The sequence below is a fragment of the Desulfoluna sp. CYM3A genome (genome assembly GCF_056829965.1).
This window is the reverse complement of the sequence record NZ_CP186556.1, coordinates 2,724,800-2,746,850: the sequence shown is the minus strand read 5'-3', so window position 1 is coordinate 2,746,850 and position 22,051 is coordinate 2,724,800. Positions and strand designations below refer to the sequence as shown.

At 59.6% G+C, this 22,051-nt stretch carries 18 protein-coding genes and 3 pseudogenes; 15 read left to right on the top strand and 6 right to left on the bottom strand.

From position 1 onward, the window contains the following. Positions 1-45: 45 nt before the first annotated feature. The 5 genes from ACOYW1_RS13955 to ACOYW1_RS13935 all read left to right on the top strand — a co-directional run bounded on the left by ACOYW1_RS13955 (position 46) and on the right by ACOYW1_RS13935 (position 6,583). The gene (locus tag ACOYW1_RS13955; RefSeq protein WP_482423269.1) at positions 46-462 is read left to right on the top strand and encodes a hypothetical protein; all 417 of its coding nucleotides are present in this window, start codon (positions 46-48) and stop codon (positions 460-462) included. Continuing rightward, a complete protein-coding gene (locus ACOYW1_RS13950) occupies positions 375-2,873 on the top strand; it encodes a contractile injection system tape measure protein (RefSeq protein ID WP_482423268.1) in 2,499 nt (832 codons plus the stop codon). The genes ACOYW1_RS13955 and ACOYW1_RS13950 overlap by 88 nt, the downstream gene beginning before the upstream one ends. 6 nt (positions 2,874-2,879) lie before the next feature. Then, positions 2,880-3,356 carry an eCIS core domain-containing protein gene (locus ACOYW1_RS13945; protein WP_482423267.1) on the top strand — a complete coding sequence of 159 codons (477 nt, stop codon included), beginning with the start codon at positions 2,880-2,882 and terminating at the stop codon, positions 3,354-3,356. A gap of 392 nt (positions 3,357-3,748) precedes the next feature. Beyond that, positions 3,749-5,122, top strand: coding sequence for an ATP-binding protein (locus ACOYW1_RS13940; protein WP_482423266.1), 1,374 nt, complete (start codon positions 3,749-3,751; stop codon positions 5,120-5,122). A gap of 12 nt (positions 5,123-5,134) precedes the next feature. Continuing rightward, on the top strand, positions 5,135-6,583 hold the full coding sequence (locus ACOYW1_RS13935) for a hypothetical protein (RefSeq protein ID WP_482423265.1): 1,449 nt from the start codon (positions 5,135-5,137) through the stop codon (positions 6,581-6,583). A gap of 3 nt (positions 6,584-6,586) precedes the next feature. Here ACOYW1_RS13935 and ACOYW1_RS13930 read toward each other — a convergent pair whose 3' ends face one another. The 3 genes from ACOYW1_RS13930 to ACOYW1_RS13920 all read right to left on the bottom strand — a co-directional run bounded on the left by ACOYW1_RS13930 (position 6,587) and on the right by ACOYW1_RS13920 (position 8,876). Continuing rightward, the gene (locus ACOYW1_RS13930; protein ID WP_482423264.1) at positions 6,587-6,724 is read right to left on the bottom strand and encodes a hypothetical protein; all 138 of its coding nucleotides are present in this window, start codon (positions 6,722-6,724) and stop codon (positions 6,587-6,589) included. A 33-nt stretch (positions 6,725-6,757) separates the two neighbouring features. Further along, the gene (locus ACOYW1_RS13925; protein ID WP_482423263.1) at positions 6,758-7,522 is read right to left on the bottom strand and encodes an alpha/beta hydrolase fold domain-containing protein; all 765 of its coding nucleotides are present in this window, start codon (positions 7,520-7,522) and stop codon (positions 6,758-6,760) included. A gap of 157 nt (positions 7,523-7,679) precedes the next feature. Continuing rightward, positions 7,680-8,876, bottom strand: a complete 1,197-nt coding sequence (locus ACOYW1_RS13920) for an MFS transporter (protein ID WP_482423262.1) — start codon at positions 8,874-8,876, stop codon at positions 7,680-7,682. Between the two features lie 393 nt (positions 8,877-9,269). Here ACOYW1_RS13920 and ACOYW1_RS13915 point away from each other — a divergent pair, with 393 nt between their 5' ends. The 5 genes and pseudogenes from ACOYW1_RS13915 (at position 9,270) to ilvN (ending at position 12,730) form a co-directional block, all read left to right on the top strand. Next, positions 9,270-10,145, top strand: a complete 876-nt coding sequence (locus tag ACOYW1_RS13915; protein ID WP_482423261.1) for a radical SAM protein — start codon at positions 9,270-9,272, stop codon at positions 10,143-10,145. Positions 10,146-10,803: 658 nt separating this feature from the next. Beyond that, positions 10,804-11,090: pseudogene (locus ACOYW1_RS13910) on the top strand (thiamine pyrophosphate-binding protein); the annotation flags it as partial. A gap of 12 nt (positions 11,091-11,102) precedes the next feature. Further along, on the top strand, positions 11,103-11,822 hold the full coding sequence (locus tag ACOYW1_RS13905; RefSeq protein ID WP_482423723.1) for an acetolactate synthase large subunit family protein: 720 nt from the start codon (positions 11,103-11,105) through the stop codon (positions 11,820-11,822). Further along, entirely contained in the window at positions 11,819-12,436 is a 618-nt protein-coding gene (locus tag ACOYW1_RS13900) for a thiamine pyrophosphate-dependent enzyme (RefSeq protein WP_482423260.1), read from the top strand. Before ACOYW1_RS13905 ends, ACOYW1_RS13900 begins: the two co-directional genes overlap by 4 nt. 18 nt (positions 12,437-12,454) lie before the next feature. Beyond that, positions 12,455-12,730 (top strand): acetolactate synthase small subunit, encoded by a 276-nt coding sequence (gene ilvN / locus ACOYW1_RS13895; RefSeq protein WP_482423259.1) that lies wholly within the window; start codon positions 12,455-12,457, stop codon positions 12,728-12,730. A gap of 126 nt (positions 12,731-12,856) precedes the next feature. Here the strand turns inward: ilvN and ACOYW1_RS13890 are convergent, their stop codons facing one another. Next, on the bottom strand, positions 12,857-13,735 hold the full coding sequence (locus ACOYW1_RS13890) for an acyl-CoA dehydrogenase family protein (RefSeq protein WP_482423722.1): 879 nt from the start codon (positions 13,733-13,735) through the stop codon (positions 12,857-12,859). A gap of 1 nt (position 13,736) precedes the next feature. After that, the gene (locus ACOYW1_RS13885) at positions 13,737-14,564 is read right to left on the bottom strand and encodes a hypothetical protein (RefSeq protein ID WP_482423258.1); all 828 of its coding nucleotides are present in this window, start codon (positions 14,562-14,564) and stop codon (positions 13,737-13,739) included. A gap of 384 nt (positions 14,565-14,948) precedes the next feature. Here ACOYW1_RS13885 and ACOYW1_RS13880 point away from each other — a divergent pair, with 384 nt between their 5' ends. After that, positions 14,949-15,656, top strand: coding sequence for a FadR/GntR family transcriptional regulator (locus ACOYW1_RS13880; RefSeq protein ID WP_482423257.1), 708 nt, complete (start codon positions 14,949-14,951; stop codon positions 15,654-15,656). 136 nt (positions 15,657-15,792) lie between these two features. Here ACOYW1_RS13880 and ppdK read toward each other — a convergent pair. Continuing rightward, positions 15,793-18,455: pseudogene (gene ppdK / locus ACOYW1_RS13875) on the bottom strand (pyruvate, phosphate dikinase). Positions 18,456-19,215: 760 nt separating this feature from the next. Here ppdK and ACOYW1_RS13870 point away from each other — a divergent pair. The 4 genes and pseudogenes from ACOYW1_RS13870 (at position 19,216) to ACOYW1_RS13855 (ending at position 22,051) form a co-directional block, all read left to right on the top strand. Further along, entirely contained in the window at positions 19,216-19,941 is a 726-nt protein-coding gene (locus tag ACOYW1_RS13870; protein ID WP_482423256.1) for a SulP family inorganic anion transporter, read from the top strand. A gap of 98 nt (positions 19,942-20,039) precedes the next feature. Then, positions 20,040-20,348: pseudogene (locus ACOYW1_RS13865) on the top strand (SulP family inorganic anion transporter); the annotation flags it as partial. Positions 20,349-20,465: 117 nt separating this feature from the next. Then, the gene (locus ACOYW1_RS13860; RefSeq protein ID WP_482423721.1) at positions 20,466-20,933 is read left to right on the top strand and encodes an STAS domain-containing protein; all 468 of its coding nucleotides are present in this window, start codon (positions 20,466-20,468) and stop codon (positions 20,931-20,933) included. Between the two features lie 200 nt (positions 20,934-21,133). Further along, complete coding sequence (locus tag ACOYW1_RS13855) at positions 21,134-22,051, top strand: LysR family transcriptional regulator (RefSeq protein ID WP_482423255.1); 918 nt, start codon at positions 21,134-21,136, stop codon at positions 22,049-22,051.

Below are 22,051 nucleotides of genomic sequence, written 5' to 3'. Positions count from 1 at the left end.
GAGCCCGTTTTGAGGTGGCCTAGGCACAGGGAGAAGCTGCGGGCCATGGAACATGTCCTGGTGCCCCTTTTGCGGCAGAGGGTGATGCCCGTCTTTGAATCTGTGCTGGAGCGCTTTGACTGGCCCGAAGGGGACGTAGTGATTCCCGGGATTGTGCTGGACCTGGGGGAGGTGACGGCAACTGAGGCGGCGGAACTCATTCCCAAGCACTTTGAGGCCCGGTTGATACGCCAGCTCACCTCGCATCTGAAGACGCTCAAGGTGCATCACCCCGGGGCGAGAAAGGGGCTTCCGATGCCCAGGCACAAAGGCCGGAACCGCAGCCGCCAACCCGGCGTACCAAGGGGGACGGCCGAGAGGCGGCGTTCAGGCGGGTGCTCAAGCAGGTGCTGGTTCTGGGGCGGGGTGGCCGGAACCTGTCGCGCATGGTGGAGCTGTGGCCGGAGTTCCCCTGGGTGGTGAGGCACCTCTTTTTCTATTACGCCCACGAGAGAAACGTTCCTCGTCATGCAGCCCTTTATCTGGGCAGGGACCGGCTGAGGCAGAGCGCCATGCAGCTCTCCCCGGAACACGGGGGCTTTGTGGGAGGATTTGTGGCAAAGACCGCTGAAAACAGGCTCCTTCTCAAGCATACAGCCCCGGTCTCCGGCGATGCGGACGGGTTTGAGCGGCTCCTGTGGGAGTTTACCCTTGGGTATCTCCTTGTGGAGGGCAAGGCCCGGTTTGAGCGGAGGCAATACGTCTCCCACCTGATCTCCCGCATCGCGTCCCATGAAAATGTGGATGCCAGAAGGCTTCTCCGTGCCTTTCAGGCTGTCTTTCTCCAGGTACCGGGGGCTGCGGGGCAGGAGATGCGGGAGATACTGGGAAGCCTGGCCCGGGATTCGGCCGCTGAAGAGAAGAAACACAGGGGTTCCGCCCAAAAAGGGCAAAAGCATGGGCCGCTGTGGGAACATGGGTCGCTGGAGCGGGTGCTCATTGGCAAGGGCACCCCTGCTGAGATCGAGGCCGTGATACGCTCCCCTGGCCGGGGGCGATGTCCCCAAGAGGTGCGCCGCCTGGTGCTCAATGAGGGCCGCCGGGCCGATGTTCGGTCCGCCATGGTCAAGGCCCTCTCCCATGAGCAGCTTGAATCCCTGGTGGCCGCTTTGGGCCCAGAAGAGGCTGCTGCCGGGCGTTTTGTCAACCGCTGCATTTCCCGGGGTACCACCTTTGAAAAGCGGACCCCGGAGGTTACGGGCCGAGAGGCATTTTCCCACCAGCTCTGGGAGCTGAGCCTCGCCTTTCTCCTGGTGGAGCGAAAGAGCCGGTTCAACTTCAAGCGGTATCTCCAACGCCTCATTTCGGGCATGGCCTCCCGGTACAACATGGCCTACGGAACCCTTCTCTCGGTTTTCAGGGATGTCTACGCCACGGGCGGGGGCAAGCGGGAGCAGGACGATCTGGCCCTGCTGGATGAGTTGTGGATGGAGGAGCATCAGCGAAAAGCCCCTGCAACAAAAGAAGAGGGCCGGGTAACGGACGGGACAGGTGGGGCGCCCCTTGTTCCCGGGGATGGCAACACCACGTCGGCTTCTGAAAAGCCCCCTGCAGAGACCGGAGCGGCGGTTGAACGTCCTGATGCCGTGGCGGCAGGGCAGGGACCATCGGCCGACGGACCAGGCCTAAGTGATCCAGCCACGATTCACCCGGCGCTGGTGCGGTTGCTGCGGCTTCTTGACAGCGATGTGCCCCCCACCCCCGGGGAGAAGGAGTTGTGTGCCCGGGAGATTCGGGCCGCCCTCGCCCGCAACGGGGCCCCTTTCGGAAAACCCCTTGCGGAGAGGCTGAGATCCCTGCGCGCGGCCAGGCGCCTGGCAGAGGTCCTGCCTGCCCGGGACGGGGCCCGGGTCCTTGGGGTGCTCGCTCCGTCGTGGGGCCTGGGTGTGCATGGGGTCCTGGATGCCGTGATACGCGCCATCGGAGCGTCAGGCAGGAACTCCGGGCTGGGAGTCTGGGCCCTTCGTATCCGTGCCTGGGCCTTTCAACTGGCCGCGGCCCCTTCCCATGGTCCCATGACGCCGACCCTGTTTCTGCGAAGTCTCCTGGCCTGGATGGGGCGTCACGGCAGCCCGCAATTGGCCGGAACACTCCTTGGCCTGCTGCCCGCCGCAGTGGGAAAAGGTCCCGGAGGAGAAGCGGCGGCAGCAGCTGTCCATGGGGTTCTCTACGGCGGTCGGGCCGGAAACGCCAAGGAGGCGACGGTCACAGCACCGGCACCGGCCGCTCCAGAAGAAAAAGCCCGGCACAGAAAAACGTCCGCTCAGCCCATGGCCCCGGATGCATCCCCGCCCCCTGCAAAGCAGCCATGGGATACGGAGGTGGCCGAAGGCGAGGTCTGCCGGGTGGCGAGTGCAGGCCTTGTGATCCTTTCTCCGTATCTTCCCTCCCTGTTTTCACGCCTCGGTTACCTCGAACACGGGCGGTTTTCAGACCCCGTCCAGGCAGACAGGGCCGCCTTGCTCCTTCATTACCTCTCCCACAACGCCCTGGAGACACCGGAGTATCCCCTGGTGCTCAACCGCCTTCTCTGCGGCACGGCCTCGGAAGGCCGCATTCTTGATCCCATGGTCCTCTCCGAGGGAGAGACGGGCCTGGCCGACCAGCTGCTCCGTGCCGTCATTGCTCACTGGACAGCGTTGAAAAACACTTCCCCCCAGGGCCTTCGAGAGTCCTTTCTCGTTCGTTCGGGGGATTTGATACTCAAAGAGGGGGCCTGGCATCTCACCGTTGAACCCAGGGCCTGGGATGTGCTTTTGGACCGGCTTCCCTGGGGGATCTCCCCCATTAAACACCCCTGGATGAAACAGGTTCTTTACGTGAATTGGAGGTAACAGATCATGAAAGATTTTGTCCAACGCAGCGAAAAAGAGGGGGCATCGCCCCTTACCGTCGCGTCCGAAAACCGGGCCCCCGAAGCCTGCCACACCCCCGATGCGGTGCAGCGGCGGTGCGGGGCCATCGTGGCACAGGCCAGGAACACCACCGGCCTGCCGGACAGGGTCAAAGAGGGGATGCAGCGCTCCTTTAACACCGATTTTTCCGATATCACCGTGCATCCCTCCTCATCCAAAGCCCCGGCCCTGGGCGCCCAGGCCTTTACCCAGGGCCATGACGTCCATTTTGCCCCGGGCCAGTTCAGGCCGGACACCACCTCGGGACGCGAACTCATCGGCCACGAACTGGCCCATGTGGTGCAGCAGCGGGAAGGTCGGGTCTCTCCCACCTGCGAGGTCTCGGGCATGCCGGTGAATGACAACCCGGGCCTGGAAGCTGAAGCCGATGCCATGGGTAAACGGGCTTCTGGATCGGTTTAAAGCCGCGGCAAGGGGCTAAAGCCCTGTGACCCCAGGTTCGCAAATGCTTCGGGGCTTCGTCCCCTTCACATTTGCTGATGAGCTGCACCTGTGAGGGTAATGTTTTGCTTGTTGGGAATGAGCCTCAGAGGCTCTGCCTCCATGTGCGATGTTAGCGGAACCTGCGTGGTGTGCCAGCCATGGAACGATTAAGCTCACCGGCAAGGCGGAGCCTTGCGTGTGACACTCCCAGGCAGAGCCTGGGAGCGAGACAGCCAATTGTGATTGAGGGCACGATACCAAGCCCGCGCCGCTTGTTCGTTCCCATGCTTCGCTTGGGAATGCGTCCCGCAGGCTTTTTTTGCAGTCTCTCCACATTGCCCATTGATGCCACGTGATAGACACCCCTTCCTATGCCCCCTTTTCCAAACGAGTCATCTTCTCCAGCCCCAGAATCCTTCACCCGCGCCCTTGAGCAGGAGCTCGCCTGGTTCGAGCAGGTCCTGGAGACCCGGATTGCCCTGTACTTCGGCCATGAGTGCCGGGTGCGGGGCATCGAGGCCCATGTGCCGCCGGATCTTTCCGGGGATCCGTCCCCCTTTGCCGAGGTGGTACTCGGGCTGGAACTGGATGCCCGGGAGCGGCTGGTGCTTGTGCTGGCCCTTGCGCCCCACATCCGTCCCCAGGTCCTCGACACCTTTTTTATCCAGAACAAGACCATTGACAGGGGGTTCACCGAGTTTGGAGGGGTGACGGGAAACCGCCACGGCGGGTTTTTACCCACGGGAGAAACCGCGGCCTTTATCGTGGCCGGGGGCGACCTTTCGGCCCGGATGGACCTGCTGTCCCTCTTTGGTGAGGGGCACTCCTTTGCCCGGAACGGGGTGCTGGCCCTGGAGGGCCGGGAAGCTGGGGAGCCTTTGTGGAGTCGGTCCCTGCAGGTGAGTGAGGCCTTTCTGCATCGGATTACCTCCGGGGGCGTCCATCGGCCCGAGTACGGTGCCGGGTTTCCGGCAAGGCGGCTCACCACGCCCCTGACCTGGGACGACCTTGTCCTGTCTGCCGAGGTGATGGAAGAGATCGACCATATCGTGGGGTGGGGGCGCTTCGGGGATGAAATCATGGAGTCCTGGGGACTCTCCCGGGTGCTGAAACCCGGGTACCGAGCCTTGTTCCACGGGCCCCCGGGCACGGGAAAGACCCTGACCGCTTCCCTCATCGGTGAGGCCTGCGGGGTGGATGTCTACCGCATCGACCTGTCCATGATGATCTCCAAGTACATCGGGGAAACGGAGAAGAACCTGGCCGGGGTGTTCGATCAGGCCGAGCACCGTAACTGGATTCTCTTTTTTGACGAAGCCGACGCCCTTTTCGGCAAGCGCACCCAGGCCAGCAGCTCCAACGACCGCCACGCCAATCAGGAGACAGCTTACCTTCTCCAGCGAATCGAGGACTTTCCCGGGGTCGTGATCCTGGCCACCAACATGAAGGCCAATCTGGATGAGGCCTTTTTCAGGCGGTTTCAATCGGCGATCTATTTTCCCGTCCCCGATGCGGAGCAGCGGCAGAAGATCTGGACCCGGGCCCTGCACGGGGTGTCCCGCCTGAGCGATGACGTGGACGTGGCCACCATGGCCGAAGCCCACGCCCTCACCGGCGGTTCCATTGTCAACGTGATTCGTTTCGGCGCGATCCAGGCCCTGCGTGAGGGCCGGCAACGTGTGGGACGGCGGGATTTTGAAAAGGGGATACGAAAGGAACTCCTTAAAGAAGGAAAGACCGGATAACGGGAGGTGACCATGACGGAATCGGACAAGATTGAACGGGTTTCGGAGTTGTTCAACCGCCTTCAGGACGGGCTCACGGAAATGCAGAGCCTGTCCGTGGACAAGACGAGCTTCACGGCGGAGGAGAAGCAGGTGGTTTTGGAGGTCCTCTTTACCCGGGACGCCATCCACGATGCCTACAGCACCTTTGACGTGAACGACGAGGAGGCCGCCGCGTGGTTTATCCGGGCGGACGGAAGGATCAAGGCCCTGGACCGCTGGCTTCTGAAGAACGCGACGCTTGTGAACAAAGTGATCCAGCTGGACCGGTGGCGGGAGCAGTGCGGGCCGGACAACGACGCCTGGTGGTGGCACATGACGCCGGAAGCTTCTGCCTGGGATCGTTTTGACTGGGTGTGGAATTTTGCCACCATGCTGGTCATCGGCCTGGGCGCCAGTCACGTGGTGACCATTGTAAAAGCCCTCTCCGTGGGGGACCTGACCGTGGCCTCCACTTTTTCCACCATCGCCCAGGTAGGGGGGCTTGCCGCCATCAGCCAGGGGACCCTCACCGCTTCGGGGCGAGACCGGGTAAAAACCATCCTAGAAAGCCTGCGGGTGCCGACCCAGTTCCAGAGCGAGGTGGTGCTCGTGGTGGCAGTCATTCTTCTGGTGGGCGTGATGAGTACCAGCTCTTATTTGAAAAATCATTACGATGAGACGGGGCGCCGCGCCTACGACGCCGGAGATTTGAACAATGCAGAGACCTTCTTTATGAGGGGACTGCAGCTCGATCCCCAGGAGGCCTCCTTTGAGTCGGAGCTGGGAAAGATCTATGAATCCATCGGCATGCAGGAGAGTGCCGGGGATCACTACTACCAGAGCGTACGCGCCGGAGACCTGGCCGGGATCAACAATCTCGGTCGCCTGCTCATCAACCGTATGAACCCCATCACCCAGGCCAGGGACCCGCGCCTGGCCCAGTCCTTTCTCATGCTGGGGCTCCAGAGGGTGGAGGCCCTGGAGCCGCGGAACCTCGATCTGGAGTATCAGTTCAACCGAAATCTCGGGTGGGCCCTTTTGGAGACACAGGACTACGAGGTGGCGAAAACGTACCTGAGAAAGGCCATCGCCCTGGACGAGCGGATCAAGGACGACCAGATCGGCGCGGGCATGGCCTATTGCTTTCTGGCCCATGTTCTGGAAAAAGCGCCGGACCCTCCCGGGCCGGATGGCATGGCCGAAACCGCCGAGGATTTCTGGAACCACTGCGTGGAGTGCGCACGGCCCGAGACGGTGTTGGAGTATCGGTGGCTCATGAAGACCGGCAACGCGCATCGGGCGTTTTTCGTGGACACCAGCAAGATCATCTCCGGCCTGGACCGCAACGCCAACCAACAGAGGGCGGTGTTCGATACCTACATGAGTGACCAACTTTCGGCAGTGGCCTCTGAACCGTCGGGGACGATTCAGAAACGGTAACCGTTACGGCCTGTTGAGAAAGTCTCCCAGTTTGGCGTAGACGGCGTCGCACTCTTCACGGACCAGGTCTTCCATGTTCATGAAGGTGTGGATCATGTCGTGGAAATGGTGGCGCTCGGCCTTCACTCCCGCCTCTTCCACCTTGCGGATATAGGCCGCACCCTGGTGAATACATCAGAATTCGGCGGTGAACACAAGGGTCTCCGGGAGTCTGGTCGTGGTTTTCATGTAGAGGGGGGACGCTTCCCGTCGGTTCTCTGCGTGCTGGAAGTAGTTGTCGAAATACCAGCGGACTTTTGCTGTTTCCAACAGGTACCCTACGGCGTTTTCCTCCATGGAGGCGCTGTCCATTGTGTAGTCGAGGCTGGGGTAGATCATGGCCTGGCGCTTGATGTCCGTCCCTGCATCATGCTGGGCCAGGTGGGCGACGGTGGCGCATAGCGCACCACCACCGCTGTCGCCCGAAATGGAGAGCCGGGGGGTAAACAGGATTTCCCGGCTCTTCAACACATTCCACACCCCTTTGATGGTGTTGAACGCATCGTTGACGGCAGCGGGGTAGGGGCATTCCGGGGCAAGGCGGTAGTCTGGGGCCACCACGATGTGGTCTGTGGCAAGGGCTGTTCTGCGGAAGATGGGGTCGTAGACGGTGACGCTCCCGGCCATGTGGCCGCCCCCGTGGAAAAAGACCAGGACCGGAAGGGCCCGGGACGGGTCCGGGTGGTAGATGCGTACCGGGATGTCAAAGCCTGGGCTGGGGATGATGTCGTCTTGGACCCAGGCAACATCGGGACTGGAACTCACCAGTCCCCGGGTGAGGTTTGCCAAGCCTTCCCGGGCGTTGGTGGGGGTGGCCTTGAAGCCGGTGGCCTGCAGATGAGCAAGGAGCGCGTTAAACTTTTTCAGCCAGGGTTCCAGTTTGGGGGATACCTTTCGCATGGTGCCTCCTATCCCGAATATTTGATGAGAAAACAAACGTCCAAGATGAAAACTGCATGATTTCAGAGTACTATAGCAAAAATGCCAGCCATTTTGAAAATGCAAAATGTAAAAAAGGGTTTGCTGCTTGATTTTCTCACCCTTCGGGCGAGCCGGGCTATAAGGTGTCTTCAGCGGTGACAGTTGGTGACGGTGCCTTTTGCCGACCGGTCTCAGGCAGGAAGAACGAGGCAAGGAAAAAGGTCGAAGAGCAGGCCACAGCAAAGTAAGCGGCAACGGAGATATTGCCCGTGGAGTCGGCTAACACCCCAGCCACGTACATCAGGATGGTTTCGATGAGGTAGGAGACGGACCAGAACATGCTGAACACCACGGTGATGCGTCCCGGCGTCATACCCGGTAGCTCCTGGGGCAGGGTGGTGAGGGCCGGCATGGGAAGGAACATGAAAAAACCGGCCATAAAGGCCGTGGCATAGGCAATGACCGGGTTTGTGGTGAGAACCATCACCGCCGCGCAGGCGGTCATGCTCAGCCCGCTGTAGCGGATGACGGGAATTCGCAGGGGGTATCGATTGGCGCTGAGGATCCCGGCAACGGTGCCGGCCATGCCCGCAGCGATCATGATGGCCGAAAGGTGGGCGGCCTTTGCTGCAAAGTCAGGCATCAGTGGAAAGAGAGCAAAAATGGAGATGTAGCAGAAGAGAAGCCCCGAGTACGTGATGGGGAGCCACCAGTTCACCGGCTCACGGAACCCTTGCGTGAGGGTGTACTCCGCGCTGTCTGCGGTGCCATCGGCCCCTTGCCCTCCCAGGTCGAAATCCTCGCTTAACACCCACCAGATGAGAAGGAGCAGGCCGCTGGCTGCGGAGATGGTCAGGTTAACGTTCTGCCAGGTACCGAGTTTGGAGAGCAATGCGCCGGTGAAAAGCAGGGCCAGCAGGTTTCCCGTGTTGAAGGCGGCTGCGTTGATGCCGTTGACCAGGGGGCGCTCCTCCGGGTCGAAGTACCGGACCACGATGGGGGCGAAATAGACGATCACCAGGGCCCCGCCAAACCCCATGACGAACCGGGAGGCGACATACACTGTGTAGGAAGGGGCAAAGGCGCCGATGACCCCGCAGGTGATGAGGACCGAGGCCAGGGCAAAGGCTTTCTTGGGCCGGAGTTTTACCAGGAACCAGGCCGCGGCAAGGTTTCCCACGATCTTTGAGAGGGTGATGGCGTTGTTGAGCCAGGTGGCGTCAGCCATGGTGTCGATGCCGAAGTGCTTCATGATATCCAGGGTCAGGGTGGAGCCTGCAACCCAGGACATGGCATAGGGAGTGAAGGCCTCGATGACGATCTTTTTTTTCATGGATTCAGGTATCCTGTTTGGGATGGCGGGGCGGGGGGCGAACAATGTGATTGTTTCGTTTACGGTTAGCAGGGATGATGAAAAAAGTAAAGTGTCTCAGTGGGTTGTCATGTCATGCACATGAGTGCACCCGACTCGTGAAATATCCGTACTAAATGCCTTTCATCGCATTTCCTGTAGAATGAAATGGGTCTCTCCTGCAAAAGCGGTTGCCATATGTCACACTGCACGCGAATGCCTCAAAAACGTTGGCATGATGATTGCCTTGGTGCCTTCGCAACCTGGCGTCCAGGGGATTTATTCCCTGGACGCCGGAGGCGTTTTTTGCTTGTCTCCATTCCTCAGGGATGAAATAGTTCCGTGGCATATTCACCCCACCTGAGGAGCGACACAATGCGATACGAAGGACAGATTTTCAGGCCGTTCAGCGAGGCCAACAGTTACTTGCTGCAGTGCACCGTCGGGTGCTCCCACAACAAGTGCACCTTTTGCGGGATGTACAAGGACAAGCGTTATCGGGTGCGCGCCATGGACGAGATCATGGAAGACATCCGCATGGCCAAGGCCCACTACGGCGATGTCGAGAAAGTGTTCCTCTGCGACGGGGACGCCATCGCCATGGAGACCGACGCCCTCCTTGAGATCCTTGCCGCCCTTTACCAGGCCTTTCCCTCCCTGCGCCACGTGGGCAGCTACGTGGGTCCCCAAAGCACCCTGGCCAAGGGAGGCGATCTTTCGGTTCTGCGGGAAGCCGGACTCACCAAGGCCTACCTTGGCGTGGAGTCCGGGGATGATCAGGTTTTGGCCGCCGTCAAGAAAGGGGTGACCGCAGGCGAGATGCTCGAAGCCGGGCAGCGCCTGGTCCAGGCCGACATCAACCTTTCCTCCATGGTGCTCCTGGGCATTGCCGGAACCGGCGAGGCCGCCCGCCGACACGCCGAAGCCACCGCAGAGATCACCAACCGCATGAAGCCCCGATACCTCGCTGCCCTCACCTACACCCCGGTTCCGGGAACCGCCCTGTTTAAAGCCTGCGAAAAAGGGACTCACCTGTTGCCCGACCCCTTCGAAACCCTGGAAGAGATGAAGACCATCTTCGAGAACATCACCATCGATAAGCTTAAATTCGTGGGGGCCCACGCCTCCAATTACCTGCCGGTGAGTGGGGAGCTTCAGAAGGACAGGGCCAAGATGCTGGCAACGGTGAATGAGATTCTTGAAACGAAGGATTCGGGGGCGCTGAGGAGCGAGGCGGCGAGGGGGCTTTAAGGCAGTGAATAGTGAATGGGTAATAGTGAGTAGGGAATAGGAAACAGGTCATAGGTTATAGGTTATAGGAGGGGGGCGTCGTGGGATTGATGGGGTTGTTTTATTTGCGTGACCCCGGCAAACTCACCTGAATGGTTTGATTTGTAAAAACAGTTGACAAATGTCTTGAATGCCTTCAAAGTTAACCAATATTCCATTTTTTGACGATAAGGAAACAACAACGTGCTCAGCCTCAACAACATTCAGATGACCGCTTCAAACGCCGACGTTCGCGTGGTGGGTGTGGTGGTGCATGTGGTGGTGTGCTCCGGCTGAGACTTTGCTCCCATAGATTGAGACAAAGCCCGGCCGGAACAACCGACCGGGCTTTTTTTTATATTTTTAACAACCTCGACTTAACCCAACGGACCTTTTTGATGATGACCATCTCAACCAACCATACCACCCTGACGATTTCCTCCCTCGTGGTGTGTGTGGTGGTGGTGGTGGTGGTGGTGGTCTGCGTGGGCAGGCCGGGGTGAGACGAGTCGCAGAGCAACGCTGATCAAAACCCCGGCCGGAACCAACCGACCGGGGTTTTTTTATGCATGAATTTTGGGCATCCGGCACGACAGCCGGACACGCACGCATGATTTCATTTTAAGGAAAGGAGAGAACCATGGAGTATTCAGGAGCAGAGATCGTTATCAAGCTTCTCGAACGGCAGGGCGTTGAGTGCTTTGCCGGGATCCCCGGCGGCACCAACCTTCCCCTGTACGACGCCTTGCGGGAGAGCCCCATCCGCCACATTCTGGCCCGGCATGAGCAGGGGGCGGGGTTCATCGCCCAGGGCTGTCCACGGGCGTTCCGGCGGTCTGTTTCGCCACGTCCGGTCCCGGTGTTACCAACCTCATCACGGCCATTGCCGATGCCCATCTGGACTCGGTGCCGGTTGTGGCCATCTCCGGCCAGACCCCCATGAGCCTCATGGGCACCGACGCCTTTCAGGAGGTGGACACCTTCGGCATGAGCCTGCCGGTAACCAAGCATAATTTTCTGGTCCGCAGCGCAGCAGAGCTTCTGGAGGTGATCCCCGAGGCCTTTCGCATTGCCATGAGCGGTCGGCCCGGGCCGGTCTGGGTCGATATCCCCAAGGATGTTCAGACAGAACTCATCGACATAGACACCCTGCCGGAGAAGGGCACAAGGATCTGTCCGGCATCACCGGAAGAGGAGGCCCTTGCCAGTGCCGCAGAGATCATCAACGCGTCCGAGCGCCCCGTTTTCTACGCAGGTGGGGGCATCATCAACTCCGGGGCCGGTGCAAGGGTTCGGGAATTGTGCGAGAAGGCGGGGATCCCGGTGGTCACCACCTTGATGGGTCTTGGCATCATGCCTTCGGAGTCGCCCCTCTCGCTGGGGATGCTTGGAATGCACGGTTCACGGGCCACCAACCTGATTTTGGATCAGTCGGACCTGCTCATTGCCGCGGGGGTTCGGTTTGACGACCGTGCCACCGGGCGCATTGCCGCCTTCTGTCCCCATGCGCGCATCATTCACATGGACATTGACGGAGCGGAGATTGATAAGCTGAGACCCTCGGATTGCAGCATCACAGGTATGAGATTCTTTCCAGCCTGTTGCCTAAGGTGGCGGACAGGGCCAGGCGGACCTGGGAGTCCTCGGTCGCCGTCATGAAAGAGGCCCACCCGACTCCGGCAGGGGAGCTGGACGACGCCAAGCCCCCCGCATTGATCCGGCGCATCGGCATGCTTGCGGAGGCCGGGAGCTTTGTCTCCACCGACGTTGGCCAGCACCAGATGTGGGTGGCCCAGCACTACCCCCACCATGAAGCCAGCCGTCTCTTGACCTCCGGCGGCCTGGGCACCATGGGCTTCGGCCTGCCCGCGGCCATCGGGGCCGCCCTTGCCAACCCCGAGGCCCCGGTGATCTGTTTTTCCGGTGACGGCTCCATCATGATGAATATCCAGGAGCTGGCCACCCTGGCCGAGCAGGACTTAAACGTCAAGGTCATCGTCCTGAACAACGGAGCCCTTGGGCTGGTCCGCCAGCAGCAGGAACTCTTCTACGGGGCCCGCTACATGGCCTCCCAGTACAACCGGAACCCGGATCTGACCACCATCGCCCGGGGCTTCGGTATTCCGGGGCGCCGTTTGCCTCTATCCGCCTGTACCGACGGGGCCCTGATCGTCTTCTCCACGCCCGTGGCCCGGCCCTCCTGGATATCGCCATTCCCCAGGAAGCCAATGTTTTTCCCATGGTTCCTCCGGGAGCCGCCAACACCCGCATGATTGAAGAAGGAGCCACCCATGATTGATTGCACATTGACCCTTACCGTTTCCAACCACCCCGGGGTTCTCTCCCGGATTGCCGGCCTGTTTGCCCGGCGCAACTACAACCTGGACGGCGTCTACGTGGTGGGCCTCACCGGCACCACCGAAAGCCGCATGCAGCTTCTGGTCAAACAGGACGAGAGGCTGCCCCAGATCATCAAGCAGCTGGAAAAGCTTTATGATGTGAAGGCCATCTCCGTGAATGAGGGCAGCGACATGCTCGGTGGCTGTGAGGTGAAAGAGGCGGGGTAGCCCGGGTCGTTCATGGGCCGGTATGCGGAAAACAAAAAAGGCAGGACCGATTCGGTCCTGCCTTTTTCTATTCAATGGAGCCTGCTTCTTCCCCATCTCAGGGAGAAGGAGCAGGTCGGGCTGTTCTTAGGGGTTCATCTTGTACGCGTCCACCAGGGCATACAGGTGGTCGTTGATCACGCGGTTGTAGCGCTCCTCGTTGACAACGGGCTTCATGACCATCTCTTTGCAGAGCTCCTGCTGCTTGTCGGTGCTGGAGGGCTTCATGGCCAGGTCGAGGGCGTAGCGGCTCATGTCTCGGACGAAGACGTCAAAGATGGAGTCGAGGATGTCGTCTTCGATGCCTTCACGCTTGGCGCTCTCTACGATGAGCTGGGCGTAGGGAATCACGCAGAAGATCTCGCCCATGGCGTAGAGGAAGTCGAAGTTTGCCATCTGGCCCATGAGGTCGTTGGCGGACTCCATGAGGAGCTGCTTGAAGAGCTCAACCTGCTTGATGAAGACCTTGACGTTGGGCAGGTCAACGCTTTCAAAGACCGGCATGTAATCGTGGAACTGGATCTTGCCGTAGCCTTTGGTGGGGCCCTGGTTGAAGAGGAAGTCGTCGTTTTCAGCGCCGTTTCTCAGGCCGACCTCTTCGTACTCTTTCGGGTTGAACATGAAGTTGGGGATCAGTTTGGCCATGAGGGCCATGTTGACGTGCTTGGTGCCTTCCAGCTTGGGCATGCCTTTGATCTGGACGGCTGCGTGCTCGAAGTGCTGATCCTTTTCAAAACCCTTGGCTGCCAGAACGTCCCAGATCAGTTCATGGACAATCTCGCCCTGGATGGCCACCTTCATTTTCATGAGGGGGTTGTACAGGAGGTAGCGGCGATCCTCGGGACCGGCGGCGCGCATGTAGTCGGTGGCACGCAGGCCGAAGAGCTTCATGGCCGTGATACGGATGTACGAGTCGAAGAAGAGCTGCTTGATGTGGGGGAACTCGGTGACTTTTTTGCCGAAGATCTCACGGTGGGCAGCATGGTTCAGGCCTTCGTACAGGGTGCGTGGAGAGGCCGATGGCAGCGGAGCCGATGTTGAACTTGCAGATGTTGATGGTGTTGAGCATGTCGTCCCAGGCCTTCTGGCCGCGGGAGAGGATCTCAGCGTCGGTGATGGGGTAGTCATGGAGCTTGAACTCGGAGACGTACATCTGGTCGCATGCGATGACGTTCTGGATGCACTCGTATTTCTCGTGCTTGGAGTCCACCATGAAGAAGACATAATCGTCGGTGTCTGCAATCTTACCGAAGACGGTGACGACTCCGGCTTCGTTGCCGTTGCCGATGTAGTACTTGCTGCCCTGGGCCAGGTAGGTGCCGTCGCCCTTGGGGTAGAGCTTCATGTCGCTGGAGTAGATGTCCGCACCGTGCTCGCGCTCGGACAGGCCGAAGGCACACAGGGGGTTCTCCTTAAGCTTGGCGGCCGCCTTGTGCTTGGCCTCTTCGTTGTCACCCAGCAGAACGGGGTCCAGGCCCAGGGTGGAGACGTGGTACATGTACCAGTAAGCTGAGCTGTAGAAACCGCAGATTTCGGAGAATTCGAACATTTTGTAGGTGCTGTAGTGCTGGTTGGGGTCGTCCCCGTAGCCCTTGGGCAGGAAGAGGGTCTCGAAGATGCCCTCGTTTTTCACGAACTCTGCAAAATCATAGGTGAAGGTTTTTTCTTGGTAGTCTTTTTTGATGGCAGCAAGACCCTTGTTCTCGAACCAGTCGATGGTCTTGAGCATGATCTCTTTGGAACGCTCGTCCGGGTAATTTCTGTCTTTGTATTTTTTCGGGTTTAAAAGGACCATGGGTTCACCTCCTGAACAACTGAAATAAGCAAATAAGCGGATACGACTCCGAGTGTTGAGAAACATTGTTTTGGTAGCACCAATTTCGGGGGGTATCAAGGGATTTTTGGTAGTGTACAAAAGTTTATCTCGGGGTCTATTTTCGAAATGTTAATGTTTACAGGGGCGAAACAGGCTTTTAATTGTTTGTGTGCAACATAAAAAATAAAATTGGTTGACCAATTTGGGGCCCTGTATTACTTGTGGCGTACGCCTTTTACCATCCGGTAAAAGTCTGTGTGTCGCGGTACCGCGGAGCGGGCTGAGTTTGTCGCTGCTTTTTGCGGTATCGTCAACGTTATTGATGCCTTTGTGGCTGCCCGGTGCGGCGGCCGGGATGGATCCATGCCCACATGTATTGCAGACACAGTCTTTGAGAGCCTTCGTAAGGATATCTTCAACGGTAACTATGAACCGGGAAGCCGCTTGCCCTCGGAGCGGGAGCTGGCCGACCGGTTTGATGCGAGCCGGAACACCGTGCGGGACGCCCTGAGCAGGCTCGATCACATGAAACTGGTCAAGCGGGTCCCCCAGAGCGGAACCTACGTGACGGATTACCGCAATGAAGCCGCTCTCTCCCTGTTGATTTACTATATTGAAAACAGCCTGGATCTAAACGATGAGGTCCTCACCTCGTTTATGGATTTTCGTCTTATCAGTGAGCGGTTTGCGGTGAAACGGGCCGTGCACAACCTGGGCCCCGGGGACCTTTGCCATCTCCACGGGATTCTGGATGAAAAGCAGGCCGCACGAGAAGACGCCCGGGCCCTTGCCGAGTGTGATTACGCCTTCCATGAGTTTCTCTTCCAAAAGGCCGAGAGTCTTGCCGTGCAGCTGATTTTCAATACCTTAAAGCCCGTCTTCATCAACTACCTGACCTACTACTACAACCTGGGAGACGACCCGGACGGGATCATCGAGTACCAGAGAAGCCTGGTTTCTGCTCTGGAGACAAAGGATGAGGAACTTTGCGGGTACATGATGGAAAAGCTGCTGCTCTTCGGCATCAACCTTATCAAGGAAGCGCGGTTGACGGATAAGAGCAGGAGGTAGGGGGGGCAGGTAAAATAGGTCATAGGGGGATAGGTCATAGGGGGATAGGGCGCAGGGAATAGTGAATGGTGAGTAGGGAGTGGTGAGTGGTGAGTGGGCAGCCCGGAAAGGGGCTGCCCGTGGTGGTTTTACGGTGCTATTTTTTCCCTTCCGACGCCTCAATGGCAGCGTGGGCGGCGGCCAGTCGGGCGATGGGGATACGGTAGGGGGAGCAGCTTACGTAGTCCAGGCCTGCTTTGTAGCAGAACCGTACCGAGTCCGGGTCGCCCCCGTGTTCTCCGCAGATTCCCAGCTTGAGGTCCGGGCGTGTTTTGCGGCCCCGCTCCACGGCGATCTTGATGAGCTCTCCCACCCCGGAGGGGTCCAGGGTCTGGAAGGGGTCGGCGGGGAGGATTTTTTTCTCCAGGTAGGTGGGCAGGAACTCACCGACGTCGTCCCGGCTGAAACCGTATGTAAGCTGAGTAAGGTCGTTGGTGCCGAAGAGAAGGTGCAGAGTTCGGCCATCTGGTTGGCCCGCAGGGCGGATCTGGGGATTTCGATCATGGTCCCGAATTTGTGGACAATGGAGGCCAGGCCGTAACGCCGCGCCACTTCTTCACAGGCGGTGTTGACGATTTTGCGCACGAACACAAGCTCTTCCACGTCGCAGGTCACAGGGATCATGATCTCCGGCTGGGGATGGAATCCGTCCTTGGCAAGCTCTGCCGTGGCCTCGAAGACGGCCTTGACCTGCATCTCTGTGAGGTCGGGGACGCTGATCCCCAGGCGCACGCCCCGGTGCCCCATCATGGGGTTGCTCTCCTGAAGGGCTTCGCATCGGCGCTTGATCTCGGTGACGTCCACGCCCAGAGCCTCGGCCAGCTCCACCTGTTTGGCCCGTGAGTGGGGGACGAATTCGTGGAGGGGCGGGTCCAGGGCCCGAATGGTGACGGGCATGCCGTTCATGGCCTTGAGGGTCTCCTTGATCTCCTCCTTTACATAGGGCTCAAGCTCTTGGACAGCTGCTTTCCGCTCGCCCTCGGTGTCGCTCAAGATGATTTTCCTCAAGATAAAAAGGCGGTCGTCCGCCCCGGCGCTGTAGAACATGTGCTCGGTGCGAAACAGGCCGATGCCTTCTGCCCCGTAGCTTTTGGCCACCAGGGCATCTTCCCGTGTGTCGGCATTGGCCCGCACTCCCATGGTGCGGTAGGCGTCGGCCATCTGCATGAACTTTTGGAAGCGTGTATCTTCCGTTGCGTCCACCATCTTGAGTTTCCCTTCGTAGACTCGCCCCCGGGTGCCGTTCAATGTCAGGATATCTCCCTGGTTGAAGGTCTTGTCCCCGATCTGCATTTTGTTCATGGAAGGGTGGATGGTAATGTCTCCGGCGCCCACGATACAGCATTTTCCCCAGCCCCGTGCCACCAGGGCCGCATGGCTGGTCATGCCGCCCCGTGCCGTGAGGATGCCTGAGGCCGCCCGCATCCCTTCGATGTCCTCGGGATTGGTCTCTTCGCGAACCAGAATGACGTTGGGATGGGTCTTTGCGAGCTTGACGGCATCATCCGATGTGAAGGCGAGGTGGCCGAAGGCCCCGCCGGGCCCGGCCGGGAGCCCTTCGGTGAGGCATTCGGCCCGGCTCTCCTCCTCGGGATCCACGATGGGGTGAAGGAGTTCGTTGAGCTGCTGGGGTTTCACCCGCTTGATGGCCGTGACCTCGTCGATGAGTCCCTCTTCGAGCATCTCCATGGCCATGACAAGGGAGGCGGTACCCGTGCGTTTTCCCACACGGCACTGGAGCATGTAGAGCCGTTTGTTCTGGATGGTGAACTCGATGTCGAGCATCTCCTTGTAGTGCCGCTCCAGGGTGGTTCGGATGGCCTCCAGCTCGTTGTAGGCGCCGGGCATGGCGACTTCCAGGGAGGTGACCCCTTTGTTGGTGTCCCGCTTGGTGGCGTCGTTGATGGGGGCGGGCGTTCGCAGGCCGGCCACCACGTCTTCGCCCTGGGCATTGGCAAGCCACTCGCCGAAAAAGGTGTTCTCCCCGGTGGCGGGGTTGCGGGTAAAGGCCACGCCGGTTGCCGAGGTGTCGCCCATGTTGCCGAATACCATGGCCTGGACCGTGACACCGGTGCCCCAGGAATCGGGGATCTGCTCAATGCGTCGGTAGGACTGGGCCCGTTTGCCGTTCCAGCTTTTGAAGACCGCCCCGATGGCCCCTTGGAGCTGGGCTTCGGGGGAGTCGGGGAACTTTTCGCCCAGTACTGTTTCCACCCGTTCGGTGAACAGCCCGCAAAGGGTTTTCAGGTCGTCTTCGGTGAGGTCGGCGTCGTTTTGGAGGTTTCGGGTCTCCTTGAACGCGGCAAGGATTTTTTCCAGCTGGTTGCGGATGCCGTTTCCGTTCATCGCCTCAATGCCTTCGGCCTTTTCCATGACCACGTCCGCATACATCATGATCAGGCGGCGGTAGGAATCGTAGACAAATCGGCCGTTGCCCGTTTTTTTGATAAGGCCGGGGATGGTTCCTGAGGTGAGGCCCACGTTGAGGACCGTCTCCATCATACCGGGCATGGACTGGCGTCCACCGGACCTGCAGGAGACAAGCAGGGGATTGTCGGGGTCTCCGAAGGCAAGACCCATGTTTTTCTCCAGGCATACAAGGGCGTCGTTGAGCTGCTCGGCATACCCGTGGGGGTAGCTCCCGCCCGAGCGAAGGAAGGCGTTGCAGCACTCGGTGGTGATAGTAAATCCCGGGGGGACGGGGATGCCGAGTCGTGCCATCTCCGCCAGGTTGGCTCCCTTGCCGCCCAGCAGGTTCATCAGGCTCGCGTCGCCTTCGGTTTTTTCGCCGTTGAAGCTGTACACATATTTTTCCACGCGTGAAGTCCTCCATAACATTAATTCATACGTTGTCCGGTGGGGCTTGCGGATCATTTCGAGACATCTGGGGTCACCTTTCGGGTATCGTGTGCAAAACGTCGTTGGTCGGGCAAGGACTAAGGAAGCCAGGGAGCTGAGAGGGGCTTCGGTGAGCACTGAAGATGCACATCAGCACATGATAAAACGTGTTTTGAACGGTCTCCGGTCTGGCCGGCGCCGTTCAAACGTACACTGCTTTACGTCCAAACCCTGGGATGTTTGTTGGGAGAATAAACGGAACGACTGAGGCGTCACAACGGCCTGTGGGTCAGGCACATGGCACGACCGGGTGGGGATGGGGAAAGACCGAAGGGCGCATGACACGATGGAAAAGTGACAGGTGCTCAAATGAAATTACGGCATGGATGGTGCCTGTGGGTGGTATTTCCTGGAGGGAAACCGGGTCGGATAGATGGGCAGGGGACTCGGCTGAGGGTGGTTGAGAAAATCGCGGATCACATTTTGTCTGTGGGAAATACCCGGGTTCACATGGATTGCTTGCCTTGACATCTTCGCCGTGTTACTTGCAGTGTCCCGTGGGATTGATTACAATCGAACCCATTGACACCCCCGGGGCAGACGACCCTCCACGGAATACATCGCTGTCCCCATCACCTCCGGAAACCGCGTGTCGATGAAAGCCCACCCGACGGAGAGAGACGTGATCGCAAGACTCTTCCCCTTTTTAACATGGCTTCCCCTGGTTGGCCGGGCCACCTTGAAAGCAGACCTCCTGGCCGGGTTCACCGGTGCCGTCATTGTGCTTCCCCAGGCCGTTGCCTTTGCGGCCATCGCAGGCCTGCCCCCGGAGTACGGGCTTTACACCGCCATGGTCACCCCGGTGGTGGCAGCCCTGTTCGGCTCGTCGTATCACCTCATATCGGGGCCCACCACAGCCATCTCCATTGTGGTTTTTTCCGCGGTGAGCCAGTACGCCGAGCCCGGCAGCGGGGCGTACATCGGCCTTGCCCTGACCCTTACTTTCCTTGCGGGCTTCTTTCAGCTTGCCTTTGGGCTGGCGCGCCTCGGCGCCCTGGTGAACTTTGTCTCCCACACGGTGGTAACAGGCTCCGGGGCCGCCCATGCCTCTGGCGCCGGTCGACGCATCTGCCTGGGGCTGACCTGCACAGGGGGGAGTCCTTTATCGACACCTGGGCGGCCATGGCAACCCATTATTCAACGGTCAACGGGTTCGTGGTGGCGGTGGCCGCCGTCACCATCGGTGCGGCCGTGGTGCCCGCAGGGTTTGAAGGCAACCTTCGTGGGCATGGTGGCCGGAGGACCCTGTCGCCTATCTTGCCATGGGCGGCCCCGAGCACGGGGTTGCGCTTCTGCGGGTGGAGATCCCCTCAGAGCCCCCGTATGGAGCCAGAATCCATCCCCGTGATCCGGCAGCTTGCCCCGGATGCCTTTGCCATTGCATTGTCGGCTGTTGGTTGGGGCGTCTGATTTGGCCCGTTCCATTACAGCGCCAGGTCCCGGCAGCTCATCGACGGCAACCAGGAGTTCATCGGCCAGGGGCTCTCCAACCTGGTGGGAAGTTTTTTCTCAAGCTACGCGGGGTCGGGCTCCTTCACCCGCTCCGGCATCAACTACGCCGCCGGGGCCAAGACGCCCCTGTCTGCAATCTTTGCAGCCGTTGCCCTCATGGCTCTGGTCCTTCTTATCGCCCCGCTTACGGCCTGGCTTCCCCTGGCCTCCATGGGGGGCGTGATCCTTATTGTGGCGTGGAATCTCATCGATTTCAGGCATATCCGGTTTATCCTCCGCGTGAGCCCTTCGGAGTCTGCGATCCTTGCGGTGACCTTTTTCTCCACCCTGTTTCTGGAACTGGAGTTTGCCATCTACATCGGGGTGTTTCTCTCCCTGATCCTTTTCCTCTCCCGGTCCTCCACCCCGGACATTGTGGTGATGGCCCCGGACCCCGCCACCCGGTCCCGGCAGCTCACAAGCATCGAAAAACGACCCCTTCACGAGTGCCCCCACATGAAGATTATCCGCATCGACCGATCCATCTACTTCGGATCCGTGGGAAGCATCCGAAGCCGCATCGAAACGATGATCGAAAAGGAGAGGGTGACCAACATGCTCATCGTCAGCGAGGGGATTAACTACATCGATCTGGCAGGGGCGGAGATGCTGGTGGAGCTTTCGGATGTCCTCAAGGCGCGGGGGGGCGGCCTCTACTTCTGCAACCTGAAAACCACCGTGTTTCAGTTTATCGCCCATGTGGGGTTCATCGATCGCATCGGAGAGGATCACATCTTCGAGCACAAGAGCGAGGCCATCGCTGCCTTTGTGGCCCGTCGAGACGAGGCGTGTCGCAGGGAGTGTGCCTGCCGGGTGTTCAGGGAGTGCAGTGGGGAAAAGGACTCCTGACGGCGGAATTAGAAAAGCCTTCGTCTTCGCCTTTGGCCACGCCGTGACAAGTCGCAAAAAAAAGTTTCAAATGCCTGTCAATGTCGATTCGGCGGAGCCTGGCAAAACGTCCTCAAAACCTGTAACGTTTGACTCCCGGCAGCGCTTTTGTGCCGTTTGCCTTGAGTCACCCCCGGTATGAATGGATAAAGGAGTTGGGTATGTCTGTGGATTCGTTGTCGCCGTCTCATCTAAAGGCCCTGGGGCTGCTTCTGGAAGAGCGGCATGTCACCAGGGCTGCTGCGCGGATGCGGGTGAGCCAGTCGGCCATGAGCAAGATCCTGGGAAAGCTTCGCGAGGCGTTTTCCGATGATTTGCTTGTGCGGGTGGGGAATCGCCTGGAACCGACGGAGCGGGCTCGAATCCTGCAACCGAGGTTAGAGGTGATTCTGGGTGAGCTGGCCGCCATGGCCATGGAGGTACCCTTTGATCCGGCCGGATGCCAGCGGTGGTTTACCCTTGCGGTGAGCGATTACGTGGCCCAGTTCGTGCTCCCTGATCTGCTTTGTTCCCTCCACACCGAAGCACCCGGTATTCGGCTTTCCGTGATCACCAAATGCTCAGAGACCGTGGTGGAAGAGCTTGTGGAGAACCGCATTCAAGTGGCAAGCGCCATGGAAGGGGAGGACCCCCTTCCTCCGGGGGTGGTGTGCCGCTGGATCGGTACGGATACGTTTGCCTGTGTGGGAGCAAAGGGGCATCCTCTGGCCCGGAACCGCGATATGGAAGGCTATCTGAAGGCCCCCCATGTGGTTGTGACCGGCGGAAGCGACAAGGCCGGCCCCATTGACCGGGCCCTATCCGCCCGGGGCAGGCAGCGCACCGTGGCCCTTGAGACCTCCCTGTTTGCTTCGGCCATGGAGGTGGTGACCCAGAGCGATTTTCTTCTGACCATCCCTACCCACATCGCCCGACACCTTGCCCGGCGGTACGACGCCGACGTGTTCCCACTGCCCTTTGAGGTGCCCCCGTTTCGCTATGGCCTTCTCTGGCATGAGCGCCACAGGCGAGATGCCGCCCACACCTGGCTGCGCCGAAAATTCGAAACACAGCTCAAGGAGTCCCATTACTCTCATTAA

Excerpts from the sequence above, each read along its gene's own strand:
- ACOYW1_RS13955 (WP_482423269.1), top strand. The coding sequence starts at position 46 with ATGGAACATGTCCTGGTGCCCCTTTTGCGGCAGAGGGTGATGCCCGTC.
- ACOYW1_RS13945 (WP_482423267.1), top strand. The coding sequence starts at position 2,880 with ATGAAAGATTTTGTCCAACGCAGCGAAAAAGAGGGGGCATCGCCCCTT.
- ACOYW1_RS13940 (WP_482423266.1), top strand. The coding sequence starts at position 3,749 with ATGCCCCCTTTTCCAAACGAGTCATCTTCTCCAGCCCCAGAATCCTTC.
- ACOYW1_RS13935 (WP_482423265.1), top strand. The coding sequence starts at position 5,135 with ATGACGGAATCGGACAAGATTGAACGGGTTTCGGAGTTGTTCAACCGC.
- ACOYW1_RS13925 (WP_482423263.1), bottom strand. The coding sequence starts at position 7,522 with ATGCGAAAGGTATCCCCCAAACTGGAACCCTGGCTGAAAAAGTTTAAC.
- ACOYW1_RS13920 (WP_482423262.1), bottom strand. The coding sequence starts at position 8,876 with ATGAAAAAAAAGATCGTCATCGAGGCCTTCACTCCCTATGCCATGTCC.
- ACOYW1_RS13915 (WP_482423261.1), top strand. The coding sequence starts at position 9,270 with ATGCGATACGAAGGACAGATTTTCAGGCCGTTCAGCGAGGCCAACAGT.
- ACOYW1_RS13905 (WP_482423723.1), top strand. The coding sequence starts at position 11,103 with ATGAGCCTCATGGGCACCGACGCCTTTCAGGAGGTGGACACCTTCGGC.
- ACOYW1_RS13900 (WP_482423260.1), top strand. The coding sequence starts at position 11,819 with ATGAAAGAGGCCCACCCGACTCCGGCAGGGGAGCTGGACGACGCCAAG.
- ilvN (WP_482423259.1), top strand. The coding sequence starts at position 12,455 with ATGATTGATTGCACATTGACCCTTACCGTTTCCAACCACCCCGGGGTT.
- ACOYW1_RS13885 (WP_482423258.1), bottom strand. The coding sequence starts at position 14,564 with ATGGTCCTTTTAAACCCGAAAAAATACAAAGACAGAAATTACCCGGAC.
- ACOYW1_RS13880 (WP_482423257.1), top strand. The coding sequence starts at position 14,949 with ATGCCCACATGTATTGCAGACACAGTCTTTGAGAGCCTTCGTAAGGAT.
- ACOYW1_RS13860 (WP_482423721.1), top strand. The coding sequence starts at position 20,466 with ATGGCCCCGGACCCCGCCACCCGGTCCCGGCAGCTCACAAGCATCGAA.
- ACOYW1_RS13855 (WP_482423255.1), top strand. The coding sequence starts at position 21,134 with ATGTCTGTGGATTCGTTGTCGCCGTCTCATCTAAAGGCCCTGGGGCTG.